This is a genomic window from Streptomyces sp. NPDC002870, from assembly GCF_042888505.1.
Classification (GTDB): Bacteria; Actinomycetota; Actinomycetes; order Streptomycetales; family Streptomycetaceae; genus Streptomyces.
The window spans coordinates 23,322-36,769 of record NZ_JBIAPW010000025.1; the positions used below are offsets into that span (position 1 = coordinate 23,322).

Below are 13,448 nucleotides of genomic sequence, written 5' to 3' on the forward strand. Positions count from 1 at the left end.
GGTAATGCCGACCACCGTTTGTTGACCGGCCTCGAATCGCTCCATAGCGTCGTTGAGGTCGGCGTCCCGCCGGCAGCGCTCGCTAGGAGGGCACATGGCGGCTCAGCTCAGCACGGTGGCCCGCGAGGCAGTCGATCATGTCTGCCCCGTGCCGCATTCCCCGGAGGCCATCGCGGTCGTACGCCGACGTGTCCGCGCCGTGCTGGCGGAGTGGGACCTCTCACCGGACGTCACCATGGATGCACTCTTGGTGGTCTCGGAGCTGCTGACCAATGCGCTCGTCCACGCCCTGCCACCGGCGACGCTGCGGTTGTCGTGGGCCCGCGTCGACGAACGCAGAGCCCTGCGCATCGAAGTCACCGACGCGGGACGCGCGCTCCCAGCCAAGCAGTGGGCCGTCCCGGACGAGCACGGCCGGGGAATCGCCATAGTCACCGCCCTGTCGGACCGCTATGGCATACGCGTCCACACCGGCGGCGGGATCACCCGCTGGGCGGATCTTTTCGCAGCGTAGGAAGACAGCCCGTACAGCCCCGGACGCCCCGTAAACCGGACGCCGGGCTTTCAGGCCAGGAACGTCGCCGCTGTCGCAACGAACCGGTCAGCATCATCGAGCCACGGATAGTGGCCTGCCTCAGGCTGAACGACAAGCTCGGCGTTCGGGAACAGATCGGCGAATTCGGCCACGAGGCTCGCAATCGAGTTCAGGTCGACCTCTCCGGCAATCAGCAGCACCGGCGCGTTGAAAGCGGCGAGTGCCGCGCGGGTGGCGTCGGGGTCGAAGGCGCCCTCAGCGCCGAAGGCGGCTGCGGCTTCCTTGTTCTGACGGCCGTCCTGGGCCGCCTGATGGGCTTGTGCGGCCGCATCCCATCGACCGTAGTAGAAGGGGTCGATGGCCTTCCAGCTGTCGTCGGTGGCGTTGTCGGCCATGACTGTTTCGAGGGCCGCGAAGGCCGCTGCGAACCAGGGCTCGCCCTTGCGGAGTTGCGCGGTCTCACGCCGGGTCTCCCCGGTGGCATCAATGCCGACGGCCCTGGTGCTCGGAGTGATCAGAGCGAGCTTGCTGACGCGTTCTGGGTGCCGGGCCACATACAGTGCCGCGATGTTCGCCCCGGCGCAGTGCGCGAGCAGGTCCAGCCGGTCAAGACCAAGGTGCTCGCGCAGAGCCTCGACCTCATCGACAAGGCGGTCACAACGGTAGGAGGCGGCATCCTCCGGGACCGCGGACTGGCCGGTGCCCCGAGGGTCCATCATGATCAACTGCCGGTACGCCGACAGGCCGCCGAGTTCACCGAGGTAATCGGAGTCCTGCATGCCGCCCGGCAGGCAGATCAGTGGGGTGCCTTCCCCAAACACGTGGTAGGCGAGGCCGGTTCCGTCATGTGCGGAGAAGGTAGGCATGGCGAGGATCCTGTCAGCGGTGTTTCCTCCAGGGCAACCGACTATCCCCACGGGTTGCGTAGGAACCCAGGGTGAGCACTCAGGTGACGCTGATCCCGTCGAGGTCGGATTGAGCGGCAAGTAGGCGCGCGGGCCGCCCCGAGTTCGCCCATGCCCTCGGCGCCGAGCGCGCTGGCCTCATGCCCACCTTGGATGCAGGCGACTGCCGACATCAGCTGTCCAGGCGCGTGAGTAGCCGCGCTGGAAGCCGTCCTTGTCGATGAACGCCTGCTGCACGGGATGCAGTTCGCCGTCTGTCGCCAGGCCTTCGACGGTCGTGGTGTCCCGGCCTTCGGCCGCCAAGGCGAGTGTCATGCAAGCCAGAGCGGTGCGGCCGTTCATGTGCACCGTGCAGGCGCCGCACTCCGCCGCCGTGAATAGGCCTCACCAGCCCCCGCCATATCACCCGATCGGCGGCCATTCCGAGAAGGGCTCACGAGCGAATCGGCGTATAGCATCCGAATGTTCGAGTTATTCCCACTGGCGACTCGGCTTATTCCTTGTCCCAGCAACCCAGATGGTGCAGTGAGCTTCGGCTTCCGATTCGAGCGGCTCGGCGACTATGCCGCGCTGTCCGGCGTCGACGAGAGTCCAGCCGGCTTGAAGGGCGGCGTTTCTGCTCAAGAGTATCCCAAGGATTTGGGATTCCCCGTCCCGGGGGAGCTTATGGAAGGCCGGAGATGATGCCTGAGGCACACCTTCAAGAACCAGGAGGAGTCTTGTCCAGGACGCATGGCAGGATCAGATGGAGGCTGTTTGCCGTTGTCATGGTGCCCAGCCTCGCCGCCAGCGCGGCGCTGTTCGTTGCCTTGGCCCAGGGCGCGCTTGCCGCGTCGTTCCTCATCTCCAACCAGCAATTCAAAGTAACTGCCGAGCGCACCGAAGGCATCGGGCTGATCCAGTACAGCGCCGTGGACCGCCGATACGACGGCAAGCTCGTCCCCGTTACGGTCACGGGCATGGAGCAGTCGAAGACCACGGGCCTTTGTCAGTCCGTGGTCGCTCGGAACATCCCGCTGATCGGCACGTTCACGGTAAAGGCGACCGCTGAGCAGGTCACATCGCGTGACACGTACACCGATTCAGTCCGAAGCGACAGCGGCACTGTCACGCTCAAGAACACCAACAATGGCATTGCCGCCGGGGCCAGCACGAAGGGGCCGGGCATCAAGAAAGGGGATAAAACGGACCCCGCCCGTGCCGCGCAGGAGGCCGAGACGATTGTGGTGACCGATTCCAAGCAAATCGTGCTGGCAACAAGCGCCAGAATTACCAGGATCAGCGGAAGCAGCGTGAGACTCTACAAAGGCGTTCACGAGTGCTTCTAGACACGCCGCGACCGATGAGAAGAGCTCATTCCCCGCGCCCGCCCCTTCTCTTCACATGTCGGTAAGAAGCCTGACCCCGGGGAGCTGTTTTATGAGCGTCGATTCTCCAAGGCGCAACGACCATTACCTCAAGGGCCTCTGGCTGCACTTCGGCGACTGGCGCGGGAGTCGGCCGTTCTGGGCCGGGCTGCTGACCATGCTGGGCGGGGTGCCGATCGTGTATCTGCCGTACGCAGACCTCGCGATCGGCCAACTCACCATCCAGATGGCCACCACTGCCGGCTCCGGCTCACTGGTCATCGGCGTGCTCCTCGTGACGCTCGGCCTGACCATGTGGTTCCAGCCCATCGTGCGGGTGTTTGCCGGTGTCGCGGCGATCGTGCTTGCCCTGCTGTCGATTCCGATGTCCAACCTCGGCGGCTTCCTCGTCGGCCTCCTGCTGGCCCTCCTCGGCGCAGCTCTGTCCATCGCCTGGGCGCCCGGTGAGCCTGGGCATGAGCATCCGTCAACCTGACTGGGAACCGCAAAACTTCAGTTCCTTCCTGGCACCGGCGATGACTTGGAGCCGATGGCGACCACCACCAGGTCACTCGGCGGGCGGAACGGCCGCGGCCCAGGCGCTGGTCGGCACGATCGACCCGGCGAAATCGGTGCCCCTGGTGCGCAGCCACGTGTCTCGTTCTTCTCCCAGCACGTGCCTTCACGCTGAGGTCACCGATCCGTCGGACAGGCTTAGGACCTCCTAGGCATCCGTCGTAAGATTTACACAGAGGTGCCAAGACGAGGCGCGCGGCTATGAGTGCAGTGGGAAGGCACACCGCAAAGGAAGGCCGCTTCTGGCATCGCCGGGCTGAGCTGTTCTACGACGACGCCGGTGAGGGCCCTCTCGCGGTGTACGCGCACGGCGGGTTCGTCAGTCAGGCCGTCGAGGACCGGATGGGCCTGTTCGACTGGGCGCCGGTCCTGGACGCGGGGCAGCGACTGGTCCGCTATGACGCGCGAGCGCACGGACGGTCCACCGGCGACCCCGTGGACACCGACTATACCTACCCCTCGCTTGCCGACGATCTGCTTGCCCTGCTCGATCACCTGGGCGCAGCCGAGCCCCTCGACGCCATGGGCGCGTCGATGGGAAGCGCCACCGTGCTGCACGCCGCTGTCCAGGCGCCCGACCGGTTCTCCCGGCTGGTCCTGCTCATCCCGCCCACCGCCTGGACGACGCGGGAGGCGCACGCGCGGGACAACCGGGAAGCCGCTGACACCATCGAACGAGAGGGAGTGGACGCCTGGCTCGCCGCCAAGGGGAAACTGCCTCGCCCCGCAGTCGTAGCCGACGTTCCCGAGTTCCCCCCGACGCCCGCCGAGCGGGTACTGCCGTCCGTCCTGCGCGGCTTGGCGCTGTCCGACCTGCCCTCCCCCACGGCAATTGCCGCGCTGCGCCGGCCGATCTTGATCCTGGCCTGGGTGGACGACCCGGGCCACCCCCTGTCGACCGCGGAAACGCTGGCCCATTTGCTGCCGCACGCCGACCTGTATGTGTCGCGGACTCGCGCCGACATCCGTACTTGGGGGGAACGCATCGCGGAGTACCTGACCCGGTCCGGGCCATGATCGGCAGATCGGCACCCCAACGCTACGAGGCGGCGATCGCCCGGCGCCGAGTACGAGGCTAGACGGTGATCACGAGCTTGCCGCGGGCTTGGCCTTCCAGCATGTAGCGGATGGCCGCGGCGACCTCGCTGAGCGGGTACGTCCGGTCGATGGCGGGTGCGACCTTGCCAGACTCGATGAACTCGCAGAGGGTCCTCAGGTCTTCGGCGTTCTCCGACGAGACGAAGGTACCCAGCTTCTGGCCGACGAACGGAGACAACAGGTGGGCCCGCAGCTGACGGTCAATGCCGCCGAGCCACCGTCCGTCGGTCTCGCCTCCGACGATGACGAGCCGTCCCTGAGGGGTCAGGGCGCGGCGGAGATGCGACAGCCGAGTGTTGCCTCCGATGTCGAGGATGACCTCGTAGCGGCGCCGGCCGTCAGCGAAGTCCTCCTGGGTGTAGTCGATGACGTGATCTGCGCCGACAGCTCGGACCGCATCGACCTTCGCCGTACTGCACACGCCCGTGACGTCAGCTCCGTATGCCTTGGCGATCTGCACTGCGAAGGTGCCCACGCCTCCCGACGCGCCGACGATCAGCACCTTCTGTCCGGCCTGGACTCGTCCCTGGTCGCGGACGGCTTGGAGGGCGGTGAGCCCGGAGATGGGGACGGCAGCCGCCTCGCCGAAGGAGAGGTTCGCCGGCTTCGGTACGAGCTTGTCGGGTCGGACGCTCACGTACTCGGCGAACGAGCCGCCGCAGATGCCGAACACCTCATCACCCGGCTTGAATCCGGTCACGTCGGCGCCGACGGCTTCGACCGTTCCAGCGAGACTCCGGCCCGGGTTGCTCTTCGGTCGACGGAGACCGAATCCCGCCATTCGGATGGGATAGGGCAGGCCGGCCATCACGTGCCAGGTGCCCCGGTCCACGCTGGCCGCGTGTACTCGCACCAGGACTTCGTCGCTCTGAACCGCGGGCTTGTCGATCTCCGCGAGCCGGAGAACGTCCTCGGGGGCAGGGCCGTACCGGTCCTGGACGATCGACTTCATGGTTCTCCCGTCGGCGGTCACGGCGGCCGGCTCTCTCGGGTTGTCGAGCTGCTTGCTCTGCATCGTGACACTCCAGGTTCGGTGAGGGCTTACGCCGTAAGGTATATGCTTACGGCGTAAGGTTGTCAAGGCTGACGAAAGGAGCACACAGATGACCAGGCGGACCGCCGACTCTCGGTCGCCCCGCACCCCGCTCAGTCGGGAACGAGTACTGCACGCCGCTGTCTCCCTTGCCGACGAGAGCGGGCTCGAGGCGCTCAGCATGCGCAAGCTCGGCGAGGCGGTCGGGGTCGAGGCGATGTCGCTGTACTCCCACGTGGCCAACAAGGACGATCTCCTTGACGGCATGATCGACGTGGTTTTCGGCGAGATCGATCTGCCGTCAGGCGAGGACGACTGGAAGACGGCGATGCGTCAGCGGGCGATCTCGGTTCGCCGAGCCCTGTCGCGCCACCGCTGGGCGATCGGTCTGATGGAGTCGCGGACCTCGCCGGGTCCGGCGACGCTGCGGCATCACGACACCGTCATCGGATGCCTTCGGAATGCCGGCTTCTCCGTCGAGTTGACCGCGCACGCGTTCTCGGCCCTCGACAGCTACATCTACGGGTTCGCCTTGCAGGAGCGGAGCCTGCCGTTCGACACCCCAGATGAGACCGCCGAGTTGGCGCAGGCAATCCTCACGCAGTTCGGCCCTGACGACTACCCGCACTTGGCCGAGCTGACGACCGAGCGCGTACTCCGGCCCGGCTACGACTACGGCGACGAGTTCGAGTTCGGACTCGACCTGATCCTCGATGGGCTCGAGAGGACCAGCGCCGGGACCGGAGATTGACGTTGTCTGGGCAGTGGATCTCTCCGATGGCGGCGCGCGCCGCGCCGCCGACGCCTATCGCGGCGCCCCGACGTCGCCTTCGTCCTCGACCCAGCTGGTCCCTGCTGTCGGCATGTGACGTCCCAAGACCTTGGTCATAGTGACGGCGCTATGCGAGTTACGGGGCGGGGGGCACCGACTGTGCCACGGCCGTTCCGGCGGGCCGCTGACGCCCGCACCTTGGTGGGCGTCTTCTCTCCGCCCTGAGGCCTCCGGCGGATTCGAGTACCTCTGCTGCCTGGCGTGCGAACTGGTCGCCGACGCCCCACGGCGTCCCCATCTCCCGCAGTCGGAGGAGCCGTTCACAGCCAACAGCCAGGCACCGCGGTCAGGTTGGAATCAGCCGACGCACAGGACAAGCAAGCAGACCTGCCCCGGTGATGTCGCTGTCGGCGCAGGGCTCGCAGGCGACGTGTCCCCCGCGGAATCGTTATCGGGGGCGGAAGCGGGCGGGGTCGTCTGCGGGGCCGGTGAGTCAGCCTCGGGGCCGGACACTCCGTCGGCCGCCACGGGTGGGGTGTGGGGCCGCGGGCTCGTCGTCGCGGTGGGGTGGGCGGTGACGACGGTGGTGTTCTGCGGCAGGCGCCTCGTCGGAGTAGTGGCCGCGGTGCCCGTGGCTCTCCGCGGTGGGCTGGTGGCCTTGGTCGGCTTGGTGGTTGTGCCGTGATCCCGCGAAACGCCGGCGTCAGTCTCCGCTGCCGCAGAGCCGCTGATGTGCGTCCGGGGCGTGGCCGAGGTTTCCGGCTCCGGCACCGAGGCGGCGTGTGCGGGGTCGGCCGAAGGTCCGTCCGGCAGCAGCGCGACGGTCAGCCCACCGCCGACGAGCGCGACCGCCGACACGACTGCGACCCGACGCTGCTTCTTCTTCCACATCGCCATTTGACGACGCCGGGCCGCACGGCCCTGCACCGCGGGGGCCGCGTGCTGGGAGCCACTGGAGAGCCCGGCGTCCGGTGCGTCCGCCACCGCATCCTCGGACGCCTCGGTACCGAACGGTGCGGCATCGGAGAAACGAGGGTCGTCGTAGGACTCCGAGGCGGGGAACTCCTCCGTGCGCCATGCCTCCCGCGTCGTTGCGGTCCTCGCAGCCGCGTCACCGAGGTGAGGGACAGGCGGGGCGATGTCCGGGGCGTACGCACCGCACCCGGGACACACCAGGGCCCCATTGAGGGTCCGACGGCATGAGGAGCAGTAGTCCATGCGTGATCTTTCTGTGCTGACTGCGCCGCCAGGGACGCCGGCGACTGTTTCGAGTTCGCACGCGGGATCGAGCGGACAGTAACGCTAACGGCACCTGTCGAAGGCTGCGCGTAGCTCTTGTGGTGCTTCTGCGAAGGTTGCCTACTGGTGAGTTTGGCGTGCGCGTTCGCTGGGCCGGTCGCGCGGGGCCCGCTTCAGTGGGCCGGAATCAGCCTGTGAGACAGGCCGGTGCACAAGGGCGTCGCCGAGTACATCGTGTCGTATGGGAGCACAGCGCTGTAGCCGCTGGAGGTTGGGGCGGCCGCATGCGCCCAGCGCAAAGGGCGTTGGCGATGCAGCCGGTGCCGAGTCTGCCCCGCCATGGCGAACTGCGCATCGAAACCGCTCTCGTTGACGCCCCCTTCACCGCGGCCCAGGCATCAACGGCAGCGTCGAGAGTCTGACGGTCACGGTCACGGTCACGGTCACGTCGAGCCTGCGTCGCGGCGCCACGCTCCGGTACCTGCCCGCAAAGGCATCCGCCCTGCCTCCCGTGGCACCTGCCGGCCAGTACGAGAGGGGCCCCGGCTGAGGACTGAGGAGGCCTGCCGGGGCCGTAAGTGGTGACTGGCGGAGGGCGGTCGCCTCTCGGCGAATGGCTCCATGGGGCTTCAGCCGAACGATCTTCCCCATGGACAATAGTTGGGCCCGGGGACACTGTCCCCTCCGCAGCCACGTACGGAAGAACCGCAAGCGGCTCCCGATTGTTCCCTCAGCACCGGCCCGCAGGCGGTACGCCGGGGCCACACCCCTCGGCTACCGCGGCACGGGCACGCCCTCTGGTGGAGCGGCCGTGGCGCAGAGCTGCACGCGGGGCAGGACGAGGGGAGCTCGCCCCGCGCCCCTTACTTGGCCCCACGGGGCGACCGGCGCCGCAGCCTGGCGGAAACTGGAAGTACCGGGCCGTGAGGAGGAGACATGAGCGAGAGCTCAATGGGCGACGAGGTCTACCAGCCGGACGGGTCAGAGGTGCAGGACGATGCCGGGCTGCTGGACGCCGAGGACACGCTCGATGATCCCGCGCTGCAGATCCTCTCGGACGGGTACTCCCCGCCGGAGAGGCCGTGGGCCGTGGAGCGGGTGGGCACCACCGCGGCGGAGCAGCGCCGGGGCGAGAGCCTTGATGAGCGGCTGGCCGAGGAGACACCGGACGTCACTGTTCCCGCGGGCGACGGGCTGGGCGACGCCTGGGACACCGACGGCGAGCTCATCGACGAAGAGGTAGGGGAAGAGCGGGCCGGCCGGCTCGTGGCCCCTGACGAGGGGGCACACTCCGACCAGGAGAAGGATCTGGTCGCTAACGATGTCGGTATTGACGGCGCCGCCTCGGCGGAGGAGGCGGCGATGCATCTGATCCCGGAATCCGAGCAGCCCTGATCTGGACCAGACTGCGCTGAGGGCTCGACCGAGCGCCCACCGTGGCACGTCCGGCTTGTCCGCCTCCGGATGCCGGGGACGCGTAGCGGCGCTCGAACCGCTCGGCCTGACCGGGTCGCCCGCGCACACTCCGCCATCGCGACCCCGTCCGGCATCGCGACCCCGTCCGGCTGGCCACCGGCGATCCGGATCACACCGTGCGGAGGTGCTCGCCCTTCCGCGGGCAGTGTCCGCTATCCAATGTTATGACTGAATCATGGACGACTATCCTCTCCTCAATCTCTTCTGGACCATGCTGTGGTTCTTCCTCTGGATCATGTGGTTGTTCCTGCTCTTCAAGATCATCACGGACATCTTTCGCAGCCACGACCTCAGCGGATGGCTCAAGGCGGGCTGGCTGATCCTGGTGCTCTTGGTGCCGTTCCTGGGCGTGCTGGTCTATGTGATCGTCCGCGGCAAGTCCATGGGAGAGCGTGACATCCAGCAGGCCAAGGCGGCCGACGAGTCACTCAAGGCGTACATCCGCGACGCAGCCGGCCCCGGCCGTACGGGCCGGGGCAGCGTCGACGAACTGGCCAGGCTGGCCGAGCTGAAGGACAGGGGCACCCTCACCGACGAGGAATTCCAGAAGGCGAAGGACAAGCTGCTCGCCTGAGGACGAGGCGGCAGGCTCGGACGGTGCCGGAGAACAAGCCGGCGACTGCGGCGCCGGCCGGCGCAACTCCTTGCCGTGGGGGCACAATTACCGCCCCCTGGTTGTGATGCGCGATGCCGGTCAGGCGAGATCGCGCGAACGCTCCGGACGGGGCTGGCGGACTGGGGTGAGCAGCGCCAGTGCCGCTATGAGCAGGCAGCATGCACCGGCTGCCAGGCCCACCGGCGCCGTGCCGTGGCGCTGCGCGGCCCAGGTGAGAACAACCGCGCCCACCGGGGCTGCCGAGTAGTGGATGGTCCAGAACGCCGAGGTGACCCGTCCCAGCAAGTGGTCCGGAGTCACCTCCTGTCGCAGGGACATGGAGCAGGTGCCTGCGATGCTGACAGAGCCCAGGAAGGCGGCGGTCAAGGCGGCGATGCCCGGCACGCTTTTGGCCGAACCGATGCCCGCCAGGGTGATTCCGCAGACCGCCACGGCGCCGATCCACGTTGCGCCGAAGCCCAGCTTGCGGCGGACCGGGGCCACGAGCAGGGCTCCGGTGATTGTGCCCATCGCCCCGGCCGCGAAGACAGTGCCGACCGTGCTGTCGCTCTGGGCGAGGTCATGCTTGAGGTGGTAGATGAGCAGGTCGTTCAGGCCGAGTGTCAGGAAGCTGAAGAAGGACAGACAGACGGTCAGGGCCCGCAGCACCGGGTGCCGCCACAGGAAGGACAGCCCGGCGAGCAGGTCCTTCCACATCGTCTGCCGAACCTCCCCGCCTTCCCCGGGTCGGCCCGCCTGCGCCGCCCGCGTGCGGCCCCGGAACCGTACGAAGCTCAGGCAGGCGGCTGACACGCCGAAGCTCGCCGCGTCCACGCCGACGGCCGCCGCCGGGCCGAACCGGGCCGCCACTACACCGGCGAACAGCGGGCCAACAACCCCGGCCGCTGCGGCTGTAGCATTCAGCCTGCCGTTGGCCTCCGTGATGCGGTCCCCGGGTACGAGGGCCCGTACGACAGTGACGTACGTGACGGAGAACAGCATCCCGACGGCCTCGCCCAGGGGCAGTACTACGTAGAGCAGCCAGATCTGCGGGCCGAATGCCCAGGCCAGTGGAATGAGTGCGTACAGCACCATGCGGGCGAGGTCGCAGGCGATCAGGAGCGTCCTGCGGTCCAACCGGTCCACCACGATCCCCGCGAAGACCCCGGCGAAAACCGAGGCCGCGCCGGCCACGGCGGTCAGCAGGCCCATTTGCGCGATGGACCCCGTCTCGCGCAACACCAGCAGCGGCAGAGCGATCAGGGCGAAGGAGTCCCCGATGACCGAGAGGGTCTGCGCGGCCCAGAAGAAGCCGAAGTCCCGGTCCCGCCGCAGCGTGGGTGACCGGCCCGATAAGGGCTCGTCATCGGCGAGTTCGACCATGCGAGGAGCGTAGGGCGGCGTGGGCACGAAGGCCCGCCATTTTCCATGTACGCGCCACTCTGATGCGCGCCTCATGGCGGCCTGGGCAAGTCGGCCCGGTACGGTTTCCGGCGCCGCGGCCCGGCGGCATTCGCCGGCGCTCTACGCGACGCGCCGCCCGTGCAGGCGGTCGTGCACGACACCCTTCGCCGGAGGACGCAGGCGCGCGGGATCGGGGTCGGCCTCGGTCTTCATCCTGGTCAGGCGTGGGGCCACAGCGCCTCACATGCGGCTGCCACTTGATCGTCATACGATGACGTCTTGGGGGAATCGGGCAAGCGACGGCCGGTCCTGAGCCGGCAGGAAGCGGGCTCCCATGGCGGAACGGCTAAAAAGGTCAGGGCTGGTCGGCGAGCTTTCGGACGTGTCCCGACCCCCCAGGACTGACCGGCCCCCTGCGTGAGGCCTCAACCCAGCCCATCCCACAGGAGAGGCGGCAGCCATGCCGGACTTCGTCGGCGCGGTGGACCAGGGAACCACCAGCACCCGTTTCATGATCTTCGACCACGACGGCAACGAGGTGGCGAAGCACCAGCTGGAGCACGCCCAGATACTCCCGCGCTCGGGGTGGGTCGAGCACGACCCGGTGGAGATCTGGGAGCGCACCAACTCGGTGATCCAGAACGCCCTCCGGCACGGGAATCTGTCCCCGTCCGACCTGGCGGCGATCGGCATCACCAACCAGCGGGAGACGACCGTCGTCTGGGACCCCCGCAACGGCCGTCCCTACTACAACGCCATCGTCTGGCAGGACACTCGCACCGACTCCATTGCGGCTGCCCTGGAACGCTCGGGCCAGGGTGACGTGATCCGCCGCAAGGCGGGCCTGCCGCCGGCCACGTACTTCTCCGGCGGCAAGATCAAGTGGATTCTGGAGAACGTCGACGGGGTCCGCGAGGCGGCGGAGCAGGGCCATGCCCTCTTCGGCAATACGGACTGCTGGGTGCTGTGGAACCTCACCGGCGGCCCCGAGGGCGGAATCCACGCCACTGACGTGACCAATGCCAGCCGCACCATGCTGATGAACCTGGAAACTCTCGACTGGGACGAGGAGTTGCTGGGCTTCTTCGACATCCCCCGGGCGATGCTGCCCACCATCAGCCCGTCCTCCCACCGGGAGGCGTTCGGCGAGACCCGCACCACCCGGCCGCTGCGGGCCGCCATCCCCATCACCGGGATGCTCGGCGACCAGCAGGCGGCCACCGTCGGGCAGGTCTGCTACGCGCCCGGCGAAGCCAAGAACACGTACGGCACCGGCAACTTCCTGGTGCTCAACACCGGCACCGAACTGGTCCGCTCGCAGAACGGCCTGCTCACCACCGTGGCGTACCAGTTCGGCGACAGCCCGGCGATCTACGCCCTGGAGGGCTCCATCGCGGTCACCGGGTCCGCGGTGCAGTGGCTGCGTGACCAGCTGAAGATCATCAAGACCGCAGCCGACAGCGAGTCCCTGGCACGCACGGTCGAGGACAACGGAGGCATCTACTTCGTTCCCGCCTTCTCGGGCCTGTTCGCCCCGTACTGGCGCTCCGACGCCCGCGGCGCGATCGTCGGCCTCGCCCGGTACAACGACAACGGCCACCTGGCACGGGCCGCGCTGGAAGCCATCTGCTACCAGAGCCGCGACGTGGTGGAGGCCATGGAACAGGACTCCGGCGTCCATCTGGACGTGCTCAAGGTCGACGGCGGCGTGACGGCCAACGACCTGTGCATGCAGATCCAGGCCGATGTCCTCGGCGTACCGGTCAGCCGGCCGGTCGTCGCCGAGACCACCGCGCTCGGTGCCGCCTACGCCGCCGGTCTGGCCACTGGATTCTGGCAGGACACCGACGAACTGCGCACCCACTGGCAGGAGTCCAAGCGCTGGGAGCCGGACTGGTCCGAGGAACAGCGCGCGGAAGGATACGCGGGCTGGAAGAAGGCGGTGGAGCGCACGCTCGACTGGGCCAAGGTCGAATAGGCCCAGTCGGCGCGCGGTCAGGCCCTCGCCAGCAGATCACCCTGCTCCGCGAGGGCCTGGACATCGGGGAAGGCACCCCGCACAGAGGTCTGGAACGGTCATCGGCTCGTGGCGCTTGTACGGCGTTGACCTGCGCAGTGCACAGGGCATGAGTGGGCATCACGCAGTGGCCGAACCCGTTTGGCCCACATACGCGAGGAGTTCGTGCCCAACGGCCGTGTCCGAGACGCACGGTCGCTGCCGCGTGCACGCAGCTCAGGTCCATCGTCCAGAGCCGCCACTCCCCCGCGGCAGGCGGTCGGCCCGGTGACAGCGACGGTGACAGTGCCGTGGAGTGAGCGGCCCCAGCCACGCCATGCGCGCGGCGCGGTGCCCACGGGCGGGGTCCGGGCCGCTCTGCGCGACGTACACTCCACCCATGGGTTGCACACATGCGATGAGGGAGTGCCTGCGAGGTGCCCCAAGATCGCTGTGCCCCACGGCGCCCAGGG

General features: G+C 68.1%; 12 protein-coding genes and 1 pseudogene. 8 read left to right on the forward strand and 5 right to left on the reverse strand.

Annotated features, from left to right (window positions below):
• Nucleotides 1-94 precede the first annotated feature (94 nt).
• Nucleotides 95-514 (forward strand): ATP-binding protein, encoded by a 420-nt coding sequence (locus ACFYWY_RS26280; RefSeq protein WP_389190480.1) that lies wholly within the window; start codon nucleotides 95-97, stop codon nucleotides 512-514.
• Nucleotides 515-564: 50 nt separating this feature from the next.
• Here the strand turns inward: ACFYWY_RS26280 and ACFYWY_RS26285 are convergent, their stop codons facing one another.
• Nucleotides 565-1,401 carry an alpha/beta fold hydrolase gene (locus ACFYWY_RS26285; protein WP_389190481.1) on the reverse strand — a complete coding sequence of 279 codons (837 nt, stop codon included), beginning with the start codon at nucleotides 1,399-1,401 and terminating at the stop codon, nucleotides 565-567.
• A gap of 177 nt (nucleotides 1,402-1,578) precedes the next feature.
• The gene (locus ACFYWY_RS26290; protein WP_389190482.1) at nucleotides 1,579-1,755 is read right to left on the reverse strand and encodes a 2Fe-2S iron-sulfur cluster-binding protein; all 177 of its coding nucleotides are present in this window, start codon (nucleotides 1,753-1,755) and stop codon (nucleotides 1,579-1,581) included.
• 452 nt (nucleotides 1,756-2,207) lie between these two features.
• Between ACFYWY_RS26290 and ACFYWY_RS26295 the strand changes: the two genes are divergently transcribed.
• The 3 genes and pseudogenes from ACFYWY_RS26295 to ACFYWY_RS26305 all read left to right on the forward strand — a co-directional run bounded on the left by ACFYWY_RS26295 (nucleotide 2,208) and on the right by ACFYWY_RS26305 (nucleotide 4,379).
• Nucleotides 2,208-2,768, forward strand: coding sequence for a DUF6230 family protein (locus ACFYWY_RS26295; protein ID WP_389190483.1), 561 nt, complete (start codon nucleotides 2,208-2,210; stop codon nucleotides 2,766-2,768).
• A gap of 91 nt (nucleotides 2,769-2,859) precedes the next feature.
• Nucleotides 2,860-3,258 (forward strand): annotated as a pseudogene (locus tag ACFYWY_RS26300) (DUF6114 domain-containing protein); the annotation flags it as partial.
• Between the two features lie 305 nt (nucleotides 3,259-3,563).
• Nucleotides 3,564-4,379 carry an alpha/beta fold hydrolase gene (locus tag ACFYWY_RS26305; RefSeq protein WP_389190484.1) on the forward strand — a complete coding sequence of 272 codons (816 nt, stop codon included), beginning with the start codon at nucleotides 3,564-3,566 and terminating at the stop codon, nucleotides 4,377-4,379.
• A gap of 58 nt (nucleotides 4,380-4,437) precedes the next feature.
• On the opposite strand, the gene ACFYWY_RS26310 is transcribed toward ACFYWY_RS26305, so the two are convergent.
• Nucleotides 4,438-5,412 (reverse strand): NAD(P)-dependent alcohol dehydrogenase, encoded by a 975-nt coding sequence (locus ACFYWY_RS26310; RefSeq protein ID WP_389190558.1) that lies wholly within the window; start codon nucleotides 5,410-5,412, stop codon nucleotides 4,438-4,440.
• Nucleotides 5,413-5,563: 151 nt separating this feature from the next.
• Here ACFYWY_RS26310 and ACFYWY_RS26315 point away from each other — a divergent pair, with 151 nt between their 5' ends.
• Complete coding sequence (locus ACFYWY_RS26315; RefSeq protein ID WP_389190485.1) at nucleotides 5,564-6,244, forward strand: TetR/AcrR family transcriptional regulator; 681 nt, start codon at nucleotides 5,564-5,566, stop codon at nucleotides 6,242-6,244.
• Nucleotides 6,245-6,622: 378 nt separating this feature from the next.
• On the opposite strand, the gene ACFYWY_RS26320 is transcribed toward ACFYWY_RS26315, so the two are convergent.
• Nucleotides 6,623-7,438 carry a hypothetical protein gene (locus ACFYWY_RS26320; RefSeq protein ID WP_389190486.1) on the reverse strand — a complete coding sequence of 272 codons (816 nt, stop codon included), beginning with the start codon at nucleotides 7,436-7,438 and terminating at the stop codon, nucleotides 6,623-6,625.
• 1,002 nt (nucleotides 7,439-8,440) lie between these two features.
• Here ACFYWY_RS26320 and ACFYWY_RS26325 point away from each other — a divergent pair.
• Together ACFYWY_RS26325 and ACFYWY_RS26330 are read left to right on the forward strand one after the other, a co-directional pair.
• The gene (locus ACFYWY_RS26325; RefSeq protein ID WP_389190487.1) at nucleotides 8,441-8,899 is read left to right on the forward strand and encodes a DUF5709 domain-containing protein; all 459 of its coding nucleotides are present in this window, start codon (nucleotides 8,441-8,443) and stop codon (nucleotides 8,897-8,899) included.
• A 256-nt stretch (nucleotides 8,900-9,155) separates the two neighbouring features.
• The gene (locus ACFYWY_RS26330; protein ID WP_389190488.1) at nucleotides 9,156-9,554 is read left to right on the forward strand and encodes an SHOCT domain-containing protein; all 399 of its coding nucleotides are present in this window, start codon (nucleotides 9,156-9,158) and stop codon (nucleotides 9,552-9,554) included.
• Nucleotides 9,555-9,674: 120 nt separating this feature from the next.
• Here the strand turns inward: ACFYWY_RS26330 and ACFYWY_RS26335 are convergent, their stop codons facing one another.
• On the reverse strand, nucleotides 9,675-10,958 hold the full coding sequence (locus ACFYWY_RS26335; RefSeq protein ID WP_389190489.1) for an MFS transporter: 1,284 nt from the start codon (nucleotides 10,956-10,958) through the stop codon (nucleotides 9,675-9,677).
• Nucleotides 10,959-11,439: 481 nt separating this feature from the next.
• Between ACFYWY_RS26335 and glpK the strand changes: the two genes are divergently transcribed.
• The gene (glpK, locus tag ACFYWY_RS26340; protein WP_389190490.1) at nucleotides 11,440-12,957 is read left to right on the forward strand and encodes a glycerol kinase GlpK; all 1,518 of its coding nucleotides are present in this window, start codon (nucleotides 11,440-11,442) and stop codon (nucleotides 12,955-12,957) included.
• Nucleotides 12,958-13,448 lie beyond the last annotated feature (491 nt).